Source organism: Sediminibacterium sp. C3 (assembly GCF_000508085.1).
In the GTDB taxonomy this organism is placed as follows: Bacteria; Bacteroidota; Bacteroidia; order Chitinophagales; family Chitinophagaceae; genus Sediminibacterium.
Map to the genome: position 1 here is coordinate 2,154,313 of NZ_KI669560.1, position 15,329 is coordinate 2,169,641.

The following is a 15,329-nucleotide window of genomic DNA, read 5'->3' on the forward strand; positions in this document are numbered from 1 at the left end:
ATTTTTCATGTTCCGCATTCTTTGCAGGCTTCTTTTACGCTTAAGCGGATGGAAACTGGATTCCAACCTTCCCAAGGATATTCACAAATCAATAGTAATTGCTGCCCCTCATACCAGTAATTGGGATTTCTGGTATATGATATTATCCTTTGGTATTTATGGATTGAGAATCAGGTTTACGGTAAAGAAAGAATGGATGCGTTTCCCGTTTAAACTGATCATGAAACCGCTGGGTGGAATTGCTATTGATCGCAGTCCCAGAAAAGATGGTAACAGACCCAGTCTGGTAGAAGCAATGGTTGATTTATTCAATGCAAATGAAGAATTGATTATTGTTATTACACCAGAAGGTACAAGAAGCAAACAAACTTCCTGGAAAACCGGTTTCTTTCATGTGGCTCAGAATGCCCATGTACCTATTCTATTAGGCTATGTAGATTATAAAAAGAAAACTGCAGGCATTGGAAAAAAAGTAATCCCAACTTCATACCAGGAAACCATGAAAGAAATCATGGAATTCTATCGTGATATACACCCCCGTTTCCCTGAAAAATTTGCGCTGGATCAAAGCTTTCTGTAGAAGCCATTTCATCAGGAAATAAACAATATCTTTGAACAAACATTTGTTAGTTTATGTGGAAGAAAAACGTATTGGAGACCATTGGTAATACCCCAATGATTCAGTTGAATAAAGTATCAAAAGGATTACCAGGAACCATCCTGGCCAAAGTAGATTACTTTAATCCCGGCAATTCCATTAAAGACCGTATGGCTTTAAAAATGGTGGAAGTAGCAGAGCAGGAAGGGAAATTAAAACCGGGTGGAACTATTATTGAAGGTACCAGTGGAAATACCGGCATGGGCTTGGCTTTAGCAGCCTGTGTAAAAGGATACAAATGTATTTTTGTTACTACCGACAAACAATCCAAAGAGAAGGTTGATATACTAAAAGCAGTAGGTGCAGAAGTGATTGTATGTCCTACCAATGTTATGCCCGATGATCCAAGAAGTTATTACAGTGTAGCCAAAAGACTCGGAAAAGAAATTCCCAATTCCATGTACATGAACCAGTATGATAACCTGGCCAATCGTCAGGCGCATTATGAAAGTACCGGTCCAGAAATATGGGAACAAACAGAAGGCAAAATAACCCACCTGGTATGTACGGCTGGTACCGGCGGTACTATTACGGGTACGGCGATGTATTTAAAAGAAAAGAATCCGAATATTCAGGTATGGGCTATTGACGTGTACGGTTCTCTCTTAACGCATTATTATCAGACGGGAGAAGTAAATATGGACTATGTGCATCCCTATATCAGTGAAGGATTCGGAGAAGATTTTGTGCCGGAGAACTATGACATGAGTGTGATAGATCATTTTGAGCAGGTAACTGATAAAGAGGGTGCTGTTATGGCCAGAAGGATCGCCAAGGAAGAAGGACTATTTTGCGGATACAGTGCAGGAAGTTGTTTGCAGGGATTGATGCAACTAAAAGATAAACTACCGGCAGATGCAGTGGTGGTTTGTATTTTCCATGATCATGGCAGCAGATACGTAGGTAAAGTATATAACGATCAGTGGATGATGGAAAGAGGATTCCTGGATGTTAAAACCTTCAAAGATATCGTGAATGGAAGACAGGCAAAACGATTGATCTCCGTTAGTCCGGAAGATACTGTTGCAGAAGCAGTAGCACTCATGAAAAAATACGATATTGAGCATATACCTGTAATGCAGGAAGGTCAACCTATTGGATCTGTTTCAGAAAACGGTCTGTTTCTGAAAGTATTCAGTAATTCTGATATTAAGGAAGCCAAAGTGCAAAGTGTACTTGAACCTTCCTACCCTGTTGTAGATTTTGATACACCGGTAGAAAGACTGGGAAGTTTAATTAATAAAGAGACCGGAGCTGTACTGGCAAAAGATGAAAAAGGTGACTACCATATTGTTACCAAATACGATGTGTTGCAAAGTTTAGCTAAATAGATTACTATGATATCTACGCGACACATGGTTTTCATGCATGTTGCAGAGCTGTTGAGTTTTTCAAAAGCCAGTCAGGTACTATTTATTTCGCAGCCTGCCATTAGCAAACATATTCAGTTGCTGGAAGCGCAGTATCAGACAAAACTGTTTGAAAGAAAAGGACTTCAGATTGAGCTGACAGCAGCAGGTCAGTTACTGCTGAGTCGTTTACAGACGGTAAAAACAATAGAGCAACAAACCGAATTTGATATTTCTGTTTTGCAGGATGCATTACAGGCAAGGGGTAATTTAAAATTAGGAGCCAGCACAACCGTTGCCCTATATATCTTGCCCAAAGTTATGTCTGCATTTAACCAGCAATTTCAGCAAATAGAAATAAGTTTACTGAATCGAAATTCTGAATTGGTAAGAGAAGCATTAATTAACAAACAGATAAATCTGGGTATTATTGAAGAAAACAGTAAGGTTCCTCAGATACAGTACACTCCTTTTATTACCGATAAGGTGATTGCTGTTTGTAGCAGTAATAGTAAGGTATTGAAAAAAAAAATCTATACCCTGCAGGAACTCATTGAATTGCCCATTGCTTTAAGAGAAGTGGGAAGCGGCACTTTGGCTGTGCTTAAGCGGGGCTTGTCAAAACATAAAATTAAACTTTCCCAATTAAATGTAAAAGTGAGACTGGGAGGAACTGAGGCTTTGAAAAATTTCTTACTGGCTTCGGATGCGGTAGGTTTTCTTCCCAATATTTCAGTTCAAAAAGAATTAAAATCCGGAGAACTAAGAGAAATACAGATTGAAGGCCTCAAATTAAAAAGACAGTTTTTCTTTATAGAACGCAAAGGTGAAAAGGCTGAGTTAAATAAAGTTTTCATTAAAATGGCCAATTCCATCTATAACTATTAGTTATTGACTATAACTATATAATCATTTTAGATTATCAAGTCAGGATTAGTTTTGCTACATGAAAAACCCAGCATCAGCAAGCATGACTATATCCGGAATACGTTCACTTGAATGCAGCAACTGCGGAAAATTGTATAGCCATGAAACAATACAGACATTTGCCACTTGCTGCAATGTTCCATTAAATGCAATTTATGATTTGCCCTTTAGAGATGCCCAATTTATCAATACAGCTCTCCAGACTATGTGGAGATATCAGCCAGTTTTACCTGTGCTAAATGAAACCAATATTGTTAGTTTGGAAGAAGGATTTACTCCGGTAAGCCAATTGAACAAATTATCCATGCATCTGGGAATACATGAGATCTGGTTGAAAGATGATGCCAAAAATCCAACTGGATCTTTCAAAGCCAGAGGATTGAGTATGGGAGTATCTAAAGCCAAAGAACTGGGCATTAAAAAAATGGTGATACCCACCGCAGGTAATGCCGGCGGAGCATTGAGTGCCTATTGTGCTAAAGCAGAAATTGAAGCAACCGTTATCATGCCCAGGCATACAGCAGAAACATTAAAAGAAGAATGTCGTATGTATGGAGCTAATTTAATTCTCTTAGATGGCTTAATAGATACTTGTGGCAAAATGGCAAGAAGTATTGCTGCAGAAACAGGTGCTTTCGACATGTCTACCATGAAAGAACCCTACAGATTAGAGGGGAAGAAAACCCTGGGTTACGAAATTGCCGAACAATTTAACTGGTTATTACCTGATATTATTATATACCCTGCAGGTGGTGGCACTGGATTAATCGGCATCTGGAAAGCTTTTAAGGAATTACTATCAATGAACCTTATTAAGGGCATATTACCCAAAATGGTTTTGGTACAATCTGATCAATGTTCTCCAATGGTACATTTATTTCAGGAGGGGAAACTACCAGACAGTTATGCTCCTCAATCATCCGCTGCCTATGGCCTGGCTGTTCCTTACCCATTTGCTACTCAAATGATGCTAACTGTACTAAGGGAAAGCAATGGCATTGCTTTAACCGTATCTGAAAAAGAGATGGAAGATGGAATTCAGCAAATAGCTAAAGCGGAAGGTCAGTTACTAAGTCCGGAAGGGGCTGCTACTTTTATGGCAGCGAAAAAATTATTGCAGTCTCAATTCATAAAGGAAGCTGACAAGGTTTTACTGGTGAATACGGGATCCTGGTACAAATACAGATAAAGCTTTTGTAATTTGCGAAGCAATGATGTCAGAATTATCTAATCAAAGAATTATTTCACTGGTACCAAGCATTACCGAACTTTTATACGATCTGGGTCTGGGAAATCAGGTGGTAGGGATTACTAAATTTTGTGTGCACCCTCAAGAATGGTTTAGAAGTAAAACAAGAATTGGGGGAACCAAGCAAATTAATATTGAGACAATAAAATCAATGCATCCCACACTGGTGATTGCGAGCAAGGAAGAAAATATTAAAGAGCAGGTAGAACAACTTGCAGATTTCACTGAAATATTACTCACCGATGTTGTAGACTATAATACAGCCCTAAAGATGATAGAATCGGTTGGTCTTGCTACCGGTACTTTTGATAAAGCAAAAATCATCAGCGGCCAGATAGAAGCATCATTTCTGCAGTTGAATTCGTTTCTGCAAAAACAGCAATTTCAATCTACCCCCTGTGCCTATCTGATTTGGAAAGATCCTTATATGGTAGCCGGAGGTGATACATTCATTCATTCGATGTTGCATAAAATGAATTGTCTAAATACTTATGAGAATCAACTGCGGTATCCGGCAATTCATTTTGAGGATCCGGAATGGCAGGCAGCTAAAATGGTTTTCTTATCCAGTGAGCCCTATCCTTTTAAAGAAAAGCATATCGGTGAATTAAGTGCACAATTTCCGGATAAAGCATTTTTACTGGTTGATGGTGAAATGTTCAGCTGGTATGGCAGTAGAATGCAGTATGCTCCTTCCTATTTTTCCAGCTTGTCTGAGCAATTGAATCGGGCCGATTAATGCCTTTTATTTTTTGTAGGCTTTTCATTATCTTAGCCATATGAAAAAATACAGCTCTGGTGTACTATTTGGAGCAGAACTGGAAGCATTGTATAACGATGCAAAAGAAAACCAGTTTGCACTCCCTGCCGTTAATACCATCGGCACCAACACGATCAATGCAACTTTAGAAACCGCCGCTAAAGTTAACTCCCCGGTTATTATTCAGTTTTCAAATGGAGGAGCACAGTTTGTTGCGGGCAAAGGCATGCCGAATGATGCTTTACAGGGTAATATCTCTGGCGGTATTTCAGGTGCCTTGCATATTCACAATGTAGCCAAGCATTATGGCGTACCGGTTGTATTACACACCGACCATGCTGCCAAAAAATGGTTACCCTGGGTAAGTGGCTTAATTGATGCCGGGGAACAATTTTATAAGGAAAAAGGTCGTCCATTGTTTAGTTCTCATATGCTGGATTTATCAGAAGAACCCATTGAAGAAAACATTTCCACATCCGTAGAGTTTTACAAGCGTATGGCTCCCCTGGGCATGAGCATTGAAATTGAATTGGGCGTAACAGGCGGAGAGGAAGATGGTGTAGACAATAGCGATGTTGAAAACGACAAATTGTATACCCAGCCACAACACGTGGCTTATGCGTATACCGAATTGAGTAAAGTGGGCAATATGTTCACCGTTGCTGCAGCATTTGGCAATGTGCATGGTGTATACAAACCCGGAAATGTTGAATTAAGACCTGAGATTCTAAAGAATAGCCAGGATTATATTCAGGCTGAATTAAAAACAGGGCCAAAACCCGTTTACTTTGTATTCCATGGTGGAAGCGGATCACCCCAACACCAAATTAGAGAAGCGATTGGTTATGGTGCCATCAAAATGAATATTGATACAGATTTGCAATGGGCATTCTGGGAAGGTATCAGGGATTTTTATCAAAAAAACGAAGCTTACCTGCAGGGACAGTTAGGAAATCCTGAAGGCGCGGATAAGCCCAATAAAAAATACTATGATCCAAGGGTTTGGTTAAGAAAAGCCGAGGAAAACTTTTCAAAACGCCTGGAAGTGGCTTTTGAAGACCTGAATTGCATTAATCGTAACGCCTAGTATTAATAAAATTATCTATAGGAACTCCAAACCGTTGAAAAGCAGTTTGGAGTTCTACATTTTAGCGCCTATTATTTGATAATTGATTATCTTTCCGCCCCAATTTGATTGCACGATATATGAAAAAAGAGCGTGAAGAAGACTTCGAACAAAATTTAACTGGAGCTGAATCTAATCCGCAACCAGTTGAACCTGCAAAGTCAAGATGGTTTACCCGTAAGAATAGAAATATCCTTACTTCTACAGCAGATAAAAAGGAAACACCAGAGGGTTTATGGAGTAAATGCCCTGAGTGTAACTATATATGTACCACCAATGAATTAAAAGAAAATTTATTCGTTTGCTTAAAATGTAATCATCACCATCGTATTGGTAGTGAAGAATACTTTGATATCATATTTGATAACGGGGAATACGAAGTTCTTTATGATGAAATAAAGAGTAAGGATTTTCTGGGCTTTACCGATCTTAAACCCTATCAAAAAAGATTGGATGATATTCATGCAAAAACCGACTTGAAAGATTCCATGCGGGTGGGTGTTGGCAAAGCCAACGGTGAAAAATTGGTTGTGTCATGTATGGACTTTGAGTTTATAGGAGGTTCGCTCGGCAGTGTAATGGGAGAAAAGTTTAGCCGGGCAGTAGATTACTGTATAGAACATAAACTCCCCTATCTGGTAATTAGCAAAAGCGGCGGTGCCCGTATGATGGAAAGTGCTTTCAGTTTAATGCAGTTGGCAAAAACCAGCGGTAAACTTTCTCAGCTAAGCGACGCAGGATTACCTTATATTTCCATGTTAACCGATCCAACTTTTGGTGGTATTTCAGCCAGCTTTGGTATGCTGGGCGACTTAAATATTGCTGAACCAGGAGCACTGATTGGATTTGCAGGTCCAAGGGTAATTAAGGAAACCATTAAAAAAGACCTTCCGGAAGGATTTCAGAGAAGTGAGTTCCTTTTGGAACATGGATTCCTTGATTTTATCATTGACCGGAAAAATCTGAAAGAAAAGCTGGCACAACTCGTGCAATTATTCAGAAGCTAATGATGAACAATCGACAGGCGTATTTTAACTACCACATTGAGGATAAATATGTGGCTGGAATTGTGTTGCTGGGTACGGAAGTTAAATCTATCCGGGACGGCAAGCTCAGTTTCAATGATGCTTTTTGCCTTTTCGATGACGGAGAACTCTGGGTGCGAGGGCTATACATAGCCGAATATAGTCATGGTACTTCTAATAATCATATAGCAGTTCACGACAGAAAGCTTTTGTTGAATAAACGTGAACTAAAAAAGCTGCAACTGAAATTAAAAGACAAGGGCTACACGGTTGTTCCCTTAAAAGTTTTTTTTACCGATAAGGGTTTGGTTAAAGTAGAAATTGGTTTGGCGAGAGGCAAGAAATTACACGACAAAAGAGAGACCATTAAAAACCGGGATGTGGAAAAGCAAATCAAAAGATTCTTAGGATAATGACTGAATTTTTATCTGCTGAATATTGGAACCAACGCTACCTCAACAATGCATCCCAATGGGATTTAGGCGATGTTTCTCCCCCATTGAAAGCCTATTTTAATCAACTGTCCAATAAAGATATTTCCATTTTAATTCCGGGCGCAGGCAACAGTTATGAAGCCATTTATTTACTGGAGCAAGGATTCACGAATATTACCGTTATTGATATTGCGCCGGCAGTTATTCAATCTTTAAAAGAAAAGTATCCCAATCAGTCTGCCATTCAATTTATTCAAGCTGATTTTTTTAAGTGGGATGGTCAATACGATCTGATTGTGGAGCAGACATTTTTCTGTGCACTAGACCCTGATCTGAGAGAAAAATATGTTGCAAAGATGGCAACACTTTTAGCAGAGACGGGAAAACTAGTTGGCTTACTATTTAACAGAGAATTCGAAGGAGGACCTCCTTTTGGGGGTAACCAGGCTTCCTATTTGTTACTATTTGAAAAATATTTTCAAATAGACAGAATGGATCACTGTTATAATTCAGTTGCACCCCGTGCAGGCACAGAACTATTCTTTATAGCTCGAAAAAACAATAAATAAACAGCAGCCTTGGGTATAAACAGTATACTGTTCTTTCCTGATAAGCTGCTCTCTATACTGATGGTTCTTGTTGGCTCAGACAATGAAAACTTCCCAGTCCCCAAATAATATCGGTTGAATCAATACCCACCACTTCTCTGTCTGAAAAACAAGACTGAATAATTTGCAATGCCTTATCATCTTTTTTGCAACGGAAAGTAGGCACAATCACATGTTGATTGCTGATATAAAAATTAGCATAAGATGCAGGCAATCGCTGGTCTTCGAAAATTACTTCGTCGGGCATGGGTAGTTCTACTATGTTTAATTGCTTGCCAGACAAGAGTCTCATGGTTTTTAATTCCTTCAGATTGGTTTGAAGCAATTCATAATTTTCGTCTGCCTGATTATCTTCTAATACAGTTATAACGGTGTCTTCATTTACAAATCGAACGGTATCATCAATATGACCATCTGTATCATCCCCTACAATTCCTTCAGAAACCCAAAGCACTTGTTGTACTCCGTAATAGTTTTGTAAATAGGTTTCAATTTGATCTTTTGAAAGATGTGGATTCCTATTAGGATTTAATAAGCAGCAGGTAGAAGTTAGAACAGTTCCTGCTCCGTTAAATTCCACTGATCCGCCTTCCATAATTATACCGGGATTAAAAACCGGAATATTGAAATGCTTACCTATTAAAGTAGGTATCACATCATCCAAATCATATGGCGGATATTTATTGCCCCAGGCATTGTAATTCCAGTCTACAATTACTTTTTTGTGTTCTGCATTAGGATTAATCAGAAAGGCAGGTCCATGATCTCTGCACCAGGCATCATTGGTTGGGTGATGAAAAAACTGCACTTTATCCATATTCACCCCTGCTTTTTGCAAGTGATCTTTGGCAAAATTTTCCATTGCTGCATCTGCCACGTTGATTCTCACGAATTCACTCATGGTCAGGTATTTGATAAACAAGCTGTAATTTGGATAAATACTGTCAATTTTTCCAGGCCAGCTGGCTTCTTTGTGTGGCCAGCTTAACCAGGTTGCTTCATGTTTGGCAAATTCAGCGGGAAAAGTATATCCTAATTGTGCAGGTATTTGATCCATAAAAAATAATTCTATTCAATTAAATTTCTTTAATTAATCTTCGTCAATAAATCTCTTGGTAATAGGCTGATAAGAATCAATTCGGCGGTCTCTCAGGAATGGCCAGTGTGTTCTGTACTGATCTGTTTTTGCAAGGTCTAGTTCAACAACGGTTGTTTCTTCCTGATCATGAGAAGCTTTGTACAATAAACTGCCAAATGGATTGGCAACAAACGACCCTCCCCAGAATTGCATGGCTCCATTTTGCTCCATCCCTACTCTGTTTACACTTACCACATGAACACCATTGGCTACAGCATGGCTTCGCTGAATGGTCTGCCAGGCATTATATTGTTCGGTATTGGTGGCTTCATCCTGACTGGTTGCCCAACCAATAGCTGTTGGATAAAATAGAATTTCAGCACCCATTAAAGCGGTAATACGAGCTGCTTCTGGATACCATTGATCCCAGCAGATTAAAACTCCCAATGTGGCAAACTTGGTTTTAAAAACTTTATAACCTAAATCGCCAGGGGTAAAATAAAATTTTTCGTAATAAGCAGGGTCATCCGGGATATGCATTTTGCGGTATTTGCCCAGATAAGTTCCATCAGCATCAATTACCGCTGTTGTGTTATGGTACAATCCCTGTGTTCTTTTTTCAAAGAGAGAAGCAATAATTACCACATTCAATTCTGCCGCTAGTTCACTCAATGCATTGGTAGTAGCACCTGGTATAGCTTCTGCCAGTTTAAAGTTTTCATAATCTTCCACATCGCAGAAATACAGGGAAGTAAACAGCTCCTGCAAACAAACAATTTGTGCTCCCTGTGCAGCTGCATTTCTAATGCCCTGCATTGCTTTACTCAGGTTATCCTGTTTTACATTTGAGCATGACATTTGCACCATGCCCACTTTTACTTTTGCCATATTAAGTTGTTATCTGTATGATATGATTAAAATCAAGGATACCGACCGTTTTTTCTGTAATGAAGCCTTCTCCATACAAAACTCCTATTTTTTTTCCCATCATCATATCTCTTCCTTTCACTGTTTCCAAAAACTGAGGAGAAGAAATATAGGTACTCGGTTCATTTGACTCAGCACTGTAAAACTGGGTTGTATAGGCTCTGATGGATTCCATTTTCTTTTCATAAAATGGCGTTACATCAAAAACAAAGTCTGGCGTTAATACCCTGTCTTGTATATAATGAAAAACCTGTGTTGGTCGGAAAGCCTGCTGTGGGGTTCCATTTTCATCAACCGTCTCAATTTTTTGCAAGCCGGCTAAGAATGCAGCATCTGCTACCAGTTTGGCGCTTCTTCCATGGTCGGGATGCCTGTCTTCTACCGCATTTGCAAGGATAACAGATGGACGGAACTTACGAAGTACAACAATGATTTCCCGTAAATTTTCTTCAGAATGCGTAAAAAATCCGTCTGCCATTCTTAGGTTTTCACGGTGATGAACCCCCAAAATTTTAGCTGCATCTGCTGCCTCTCTGTCTCTTATTTCAGCAGAACCCCTGGTACCCAGTTCTCCTCGGGTTAAGTCGACAATACCTACTTTTTTGCCCTGATGAATGGAAGCCAAAATGGTTCCGGAACAACTTAGTTCCACATCATCGGGATGAACACCAAAAGCCAGAATATCTAATTGCATAAAATGAAATTAATAAAAGGGTTCCATTGAACATAAATAAAAAATCCTGCACCCGTAAAGGAGCAGGATTGAATGATATGCTGCAAAGCATTAGTCTTTTTTTGCGTAACGCTTCTTGAATTTGTCAATTCTACCTGCAGTATCCACCAATACGTTCTTACCAGTATAGAAAGGGTGAGAAGTGTTGGAAATTTCCAGTTTAATAACCGGATACTCTTTACCATCTTCGTGTATGATGGTTTCTTTGGTAGCTGCAGTTGATTTGCTCAAGAAAGATGTACCATTACTCATGTCTTTGAAGACAACGAAACGGTAATTTTCAGGATGGATACCTTTTTTCATGTTATTTGGTTTAGGTGGTACGGATTTGGCCGTACGATTATTTAAATTTTGGATTGCAAATGTACGGGAATTCCCCTTTTTATCCAAAAAATTGCTTTGTTAGCTTTTCATGTTTACAAATTGCAGGGGTACTCCAAAGTCACCAGCCTTGCATCTGGCAATTACATCCTGTAAATCATCGATTTTCTTGCCGGTTACCCGGATAATATCGTCCATAATAGCCGCCTGTACTTTGGCTCCGCTATCCTTAATCATTTTTACAATTTTCTTGGCATCTTCCTGTCTAAGTCCGTTTTTAACAGAAACTTCCTTTTTAATAACTTTCCCGCTTGGATAGGCATCTTTTGAAAAGTCAAAAGCATTTCCATCAATTCCCTGCTTCATGGATCGGCTGATCAGAATGTCGATCAGTTGCTTCATCTGCATTTCTGTGTTTACTTCCAGCTGAACAATAAAATCCTTTTTGTTCAACTCAATCTTAACATCTGTATCTCTGAAATCATAACGGGTTGCCACTTCTTTTTTAACGGTATTAATGGCATTGTCTAAGACCTGAACGTCTACGCTACTGGCTATATCAAATGATGGCATACATAAATTTTTTTCAAAGTTACAAAAAAAGGCCCTGGTAGAAACCAAGGCCGTATTATACGACATGAGAGAAAAACTTATTTGCCCGAATCTACCCCTACTCTGCTTTGCTCATCTTCTGCACCTCCTCTTTTTCTGGGCCCTGCAGCTCCCTTTCCTTTACTGAAGCGATAGGTGAACGTGATATTGGCAATTCTGTTATCATTAAACTGTCTGAAATTGGCATCCACCGTTCCGTATTTACTTTCCCCTTTAATTCTTTGAGACCAGAATATATCTCTTACATTCAACCTAATGCTTCCCTTATTTTTCATGATCTGCTTGCTGATCCCGATATTGACAATGCCAAATGGTTTAATTCTGAAAACACCTTCAATACTCTCCGTTCTGTAAAATCCACTGATTTCAGCACTATACCCTTTATTAAATTTAAACTGCTGACTAATATTTGCCATAAATGAAGTGGCAGAAATATTCACTTGTGCATTATTGATAGGGCCGGTCAATTGGTTGTTGGCTACATTCAGATAAATATTGCCACTCCACCATTTAGTATATTGATTGAATGCGTTTACGGATAAGCCGAATTGCTGTTGAGTAGCTATATTGTCCTGCTTAATGAAAGTTTCGTTTTTCACATCATCCTGCATGATTACCTGCTGAATCATATCGGTAGTTTTGGTATAGTTAAACGTTGTAGTCAGGAATCCTTTGAAAGTATGGCTTAACTCAATATTATGACTGAACTGAGGTTTTAAATAAGGATTTCCTTGTTCATATGTATACCTGTCTAGGAACTCAACAAATGGATTAAGACTTTGATAATCAGGTCTTCTGATTCTTTTACCATAATTTAATACAAAGCTATTTTTTTCATTGGCTGCAAACTGAATATAAGCAGTTGGAAACACCTGTACATAGTTTCTGTTGAATTGCACATTGGTTGTTTTCTGATCGCCTTTTGCCAGGGTTTGTTCGGCTCTTAATCCCAACTGAAAGTTCCATTTTTTATTTAAGGCTTTATTATAATTTACATAAGCAGCATTTATATTCTCTCTATACACAAAATGATTGCTTCTGTTATAATCTCTCATGATTACTCCATTTGAAATTGTATCATAAACCGCATTGGCATCTGTGGTTACAAAGCTCGTTTTAATACCTGCTTCTAGTTTGGCATTGTTTTTAAGTGGATGCACATAATCAATTTTAGCAGAATAGATATCAATCACCTGTGGCAATCTGCCCAATAAACTATCAGTTTTGGCAATGGTTTGTCCCAGATTATTCTGATAGGCATTGTTTAAATAAAGATTCGTATTCCCATTGTAGGTAAGATAATCTGCATCAAAACTGATTTCTCTACCAGCTGAATCTAACTGATGTCTCAAATTAAAGTTTAAGCTGCTGTTTTTCCAGCTATCAGCATTTCCGTTAATGGCAACCGTTTTATTAATTAAATTATGTTGAGCATTGAATATATCTATATTACCTACAGAATACCCCCCTCCCTTGTTGTTGAATCCACTGTACACCAAACCCATGGTTGTTTTATTGCTTACGTAATAGTCAAGTCCTAGTTTACCATTATAAGAATGATTATAGGTTCCTCTGTCCGTTACCTGTTCAAAGAATGACACAATTTGTTTGCTGTTTCCATCAATAAACCTTCTGTCGATATCTATATTCTGAAATCCAAGCCTTTCATTTCTGCCTATATTTCCAAAGAAGTTTAGTTTGTTTTTTCTATAATTCAATTGTAGATTCTGATTATTACGGGCATATACACCCTGACCATAGCCAGCTGTTACAGAGCCATTGAATCCTACTACTTTAGATTTCTTAGTTTTTATATTTATAACCCCTGCATTACCGGCAGCATCATATCTCGCTGGGGGATTGGTCATGATTTCTATCTGATCCAACTGACTGCCCTGTGTATTTTTTAATAGGTTAACCAAATCGGGGCCAGACAAATAAGTAGGTCTGCCATCCATATATATTACCACTCCTTCTTTCCCTTTTAAACTGATGTTTCCGTCCTTATCTACAGATATACCAGGAGATTTTTCCAGAATCTCCATAGCGGTTGCTCCTGCATTGGTGGGGGATGCTTCGACATTTACAATGGTCCGGTCTGCTTTTTGCTCAATCAATGGCTTTTTAGAACTAACCGTTACTTCTGCCAAACCACTGGCTTTTGCAATTAAGTGAATATCCGGTAACATTTTCGTTGCTGATCCGTTCCATTCAAAGGGCCCGGAATAAGCTTTTTCAAAACCGACCATATTGGCTTGTAGTAAATATTTACCACTGCCAACCTGCTGAAAACGATACAAGCCTGATTTGTCAGCAAGTGTTGTTTTTACTACAGAAGAATCCTTGGCTAACAGTAAACTTACGATAGCCGATTCCACCGGTTGTTGTTTGTTGATGACTTTTCCTTGTAACTCAGGGCTATTCTGTTGAGCATTGGAAGCGATGGCTATCCATGTAAGATTCAACAGTAAAGCAGATTTGAATAAATTTCTCATTGCACTTATTTATTAGTTAGTTCTATGTTTTAATTATTACAAAACAAAACTAACTACTGTGCTTTACATAGTACATTGTTTTAACACGGACGGTTAATAGATGTGCTAAATGGTATTCCTAAATGGATTAACGGGAAATAAAGGTTGCAAAGAATCGTCAACGGATGAGGATATTCCTTAAAACATCATACAAATCAAAAAAAGCTTTAGAAAGTGAACCCTATTTCGCCTTATATAGTTTGTTGAAATAACGCCAGCTGAGGATTCCTGCTATTACCAGTGCTGCTGAAATAAGCTCAGCCTGTGTAGGATTCAAGGGTAAATTATATTCGGTATTAACCCTGATTTTTTCAATAAAAAAACGCTCTAAACCATTGAATATTAAATAAATGCTAAACAGCTGACCAGGTACTTTAATTCGGTTTCTCAAAAAGATTAATACTCCAAATAAAGCAAAGCATATTAGTAATTCATAAAGAGGGGTAGGATATACGGGTACGGGTAACTGATTACAATAAGGTCCCACACATCCGGGAATAGGCACTCCATCCTGAACCACATTATGCGGATAGGTATATGACCAGAAAAAATCCGGCAACCACTTATATGGATTGGCAACAGGGTTGGCAATGCCCCAATCTCCATCCCCACTCACCTGGCATCCGATTCTTCCAAATGCATAGGCAAACATCATTGTTGGGGCAAATGCATCCAATAATGGAACTAATGCGATTTTATTTTTACGTGCATACCAAATAATTGCTGCTCCGGCACAAATTAATCCTCCATAAAAGGTAAGACCGCTAAAAGCAATCAGTGATCCAATAGGATCTGCAGCAAACTCATTCCAGTTTTCCAGGTTATGGAAAATCTTTGCACCCAGAAAACCAAATATGGCTGCATAAATTACGATGTCTCCTACCCTGTCCTGTGGCCATATACGAATGGTTCTTTCAACGGGTGTATCCAATTGAACTTTCTTTTTTTCCCACCACTTGAGCAAGCCAAAACCCAAAGCGGCCAGCAT

General features: G+C 38.7%; 16 protein-coding genes. 9 read left to right on the forward strand and 7 right to left on the reverse strand.

Annotation, left to right across the window (positions count from 1 at the left end; genetic code table 11):
• The first annotated feature begins 7 nt into the window (after nt 1-7).
• The 9 genes from F777_RS0110025 to F777_RS0110065 all read left to right on the forward strand — a co-directional run bounded on the left by F777_RS0110025 (nt 8) and on the right by F777_RS0110065 (nt 8,097).
• Complete coding sequence (locus tag F777_RS0110025) at nt 8-580, forward strand: 1-acyl-sn-glycerol-3-phosphate acyltransferase (RefSeq protein WP_026751919.1); 573 nt, start codon at nt 8-10, stop codon at nt 578-580.
• A 53-nt stretch (nt 581-633) separates the two neighbouring features.
• Nucleotides 634-1,989 carry a pyridoxal-phosphate dependent enzyme gene (locus F777_RS0110030; RefSeq protein ID WP_026751920.1) on the forward strand — a complete coding sequence of 452 codons (1,356 nt, stop codon included), beginning with the start codon at nt 634-636 and terminating at the stop codon, nt 1,987-1,989.
• A 6-nt stretch (nt 1,990-1,995) separates the two neighbouring features.
• Nucleotides 1,996-2,895, forward strand: coding sequence for a LysR family transcriptional regulator (locus tag F777_RS0110035; protein ID WP_026751921.1), 900 nt, complete (start codon nt 1,996-1,998; stop codon nt 2,893-2,895).
• Nucleotides 2,896-2,953: 58 nt separating this feature from the next.
• Entirely contained in the window at nt 2,954-4,123 is a 1,170-nt protein-coding gene (locus F777_RS0110040) for a threonine synthase (protein ID WP_026751922.1), read from the forward strand.
• A 22-nt stretch (nt 4,124-4,145) separates the two neighbouring features.
• Complete coding sequence (locus tag F777_RS0110045; protein ID WP_026751923.1) at nt 4,146-4,922, forward strand: helical backbone metal receptor; 777 nt, start codon at nt 4,146-4,148, stop codon at nt 4,920-4,922.
• Nucleotides 4,923-4,962: 40 nt separating this feature from the next.
• Nucleotides 4,963-6,030 (forward strand): class II fructose-bisphosphate aldolase, encoded by a 1,068-nt coding sequence (fbaA, locus tag F777_RS0110050; RefSeq protein ID WP_026751924.1) that lies wholly within the window; start codon nt 4,963-4,965, stop codon nt 6,028-6,030.
• Between the two features lie 119 nt (nt 6,031-6,149).
• Nucleotides 6,150-7,076 carry an acetyl-CoA carboxylase, carboxyltransferase subunit beta gene (gene accD, locus F777_RS0110055; RefSeq protein WP_081720505.1) on the forward strand — a complete coding sequence of 309 codons (927 nt, stop codon included), beginning with the start codon at nt 6,150-6,152 and terminating at the stop codon, nt 7,074-7,076.
• Nucleotides 7,076-7,507, forward strand: coding sequence for an SsrA-binding protein SmpB (gene smpB / locus F777_RS0110060; protein ID WP_037369362.1), 432 nt, complete (start codon nt 7,076-7,078; stop codon nt 7,505-7,507). Before accD ends, smpB begins: the two co-directional genes overlap by 1 nt.
• Nucleotides 7,507-8,097, forward strand: coding sequence for a methyltransferase domain-containing protein (locus tag F777_RS0110065; protein WP_026751927.1), 591 nt, complete (start codon nt 7,507-7,509; stop codon nt 8,095-8,097). The genes smpB and F777_RS0110065 overlap by 1 nt, the downstream gene beginning before the upstream one ends.
• A 52-nt stretch (nt 8,098-8,149) precedes the next feature.
• Here the strand turns inward: F777_RS0110065 and F777_RS0110070 are convergent, their stop codons facing one another.
• The 7 genes from F777_RS0110070 to F777_RS17315 all read right to left on the reverse strand — a co-directional run.
• Complete coding sequence (locus F777_RS0110070; RefSeq protein ID WP_026751928.1) at nt 8,150-9,193, reverse strand: agmatine deiminase family protein; 1,044 nt, start codon at nt 9,191-9,193, stop codon at nt 8,150-8,152.
• A gap of 33 nt (nt 9,194-9,226) precedes the next feature.
• Nucleotides 9,227-10,102 carry a carbon-nitrogen hydrolase gene (locus tag F777_RS0110075; protein WP_026751929.1) on the reverse strand — a complete coding sequence of 292 codons (876 nt, stop codon included), beginning with the start codon at nt 10,100-10,102 and terminating at the stop codon, nt 9,227-9,229.
• Nucleotide 10,103: 1 nt separating this feature from the next.
• Nucleotides 10,104-10,835: a bacillithiol biosynthesis deacetylase BshB1 gene (bshB1, locus tag F777_RS0110080; protein WP_026751930.1), complete on the reverse strand. Its 732-nt coding sequence runs from the start codon at nt 10,833-10,835 to the stop codon at nt 10,104-10,106.
• A 90-nt stretch (nt 10,836-10,925) separates the two neighbouring features.
• Nucleotides 10,926-11,177 (reverse strand): type B 50S ribosomal protein L31, encoded by a 252-nt coding sequence (locus F777_RS0110085; RefSeq protein WP_026751931.1) that lies wholly within the window; start codon nt 11,175-11,177, stop codon nt 10,926-10,928.
• A 99-nt stretch (nt 11,178-11,276) separates the two neighbouring features.
• Nucleotides 11,277-11,768, reverse strand: a complete 492-nt coding sequence (locus tag F777_RS0110090) for a YajQ family cyclic di-GMP-binding protein (protein WP_026751932.1) — start codon at nt 11,766-11,768, stop codon at nt 11,277-11,279.
• 77 nt (nt 11,769-11,845) lie between these two features.
• Entirely contained in the window at nt 11,846-14,302 is a 2,457-nt protein-coding gene (locus F777_RS16435) for an outer membrane beta-barrel family protein (protein ID WP_037369364.1), read from the reverse strand.
• A gap of 220 nt (nt 14,303-14,522) precedes the next feature.
• Nucleotides 14,523-15,329 (reverse strand): prolipoprotein diacylglyceryl transferase (locus F777_RS17315; RefSeq protein WP_235785932.1); only part of this gene is annotated, 807 nt, incomplete at its 5' end.

Excerpts from the sequence above, each read along its gene's own strand:
- F777_RS0110030 (WP_026751920.1), top strand. The coding sequence starts at position 634 with ATGTGGAAGAAAAACGTATTGGAGACCATTGGTAATACCCCAATGATT.
- F777_RS0110025 (WP_026751919.1), top strand. The coding sequence starts at position 8 with ATGTTCCGCATTCTTTGCAGGCTTCTTTTACGCTTAAGCGGATGGAAA.
- F777_RS0110040 (WP_026751922.1), top strand. The coding sequence starts at position 2,954 with ATGAAAAACCCAGCATCAGCAAGCATGACTATATCCGGAATACGTTCA.
- F777_RS0110075 (WP_026751929.1), bottom strand. The coding sequence starts at position 10,102 with ATGGCAAAAGTAAAAGTGGGCATGGTGCAAATGTCATGCTCAAATGTA.
- F777_RS0110090 (WP_026751932.1), bottom strand. The coding sequence starts at position 11,768 with ATGCCATCATTTGATATAGCCAGTAGCGTAGACGTTCAGGTCTTAGAC.
- F777_RS16435 (WP_037369364.1), bottom strand. The coding sequence starts at position 14,302 with ATGAGAAATTTATTCAAATCTGCTTTACTGTTGAATCTTACATGGATA.
- fbaA (WP_026751924.1), top strand. The coding sequence starts at position 4,963 with ATGAAAAAATACAGCTCTGGTGTACTATTTGGAGCAGAACTGGAAGCA.
- smpB (WP_037369362.1), top strand. The coding sequence starts at position 7,076 with ATGATGAACAATCGACAGGCGTATTTTAACTACCACATTGAGGATAAA.
- bshB1 (WP_026751930.1), bottom strand. The coding sequence starts at position 10,835 with ATGCAATTAGATATTCTGGCTTTTGGTGTTCATCCCGATGATGTGGAA.
- F777_RS0110085 (WP_026751931.1), bottom strand. The coding sequence starts at position 11,177 with ATGAAAAAAGGTATCCATCCTGAAAATTACCGTTTCGTTGTCTTCAAA.
- F777_RS0110035 (WP_026751921.1), top strand. The coding sequence starts at position 1,996 with ATGATATCTACGCGACACATGGTTTTCATGCATGTTGCAGAGCTGTTG.
- accD (WP_081720505.1), top strand. The coding sequence starts at position 6,150 with ATGAAAAAAGAGCGTGAAGAAGACTTCGAACAAAATTTAACTGGAGCT.
- F777_RS0110070 (WP_026751928.1), bottom strand. The coding sequence starts at position 9,193 with ATGGATCAAATACCTGCACAATTAGGATATACTTTTCCCGCTGAATTT.
- F777_RS0110045 (WP_026751923.1), top strand. The coding sequence starts at position 4,146 with ATGATGTCAGAATTATCTAATCAAAGAATTATTTCACTGGTACCAAGC.
- F777_RS0110065 (WP_026751927.1), top strand. The coding sequence starts at position 7,507 with ATGACTGAATTTTTATCTGCTGAATATTGGAACCAACGCTACCTCAAC.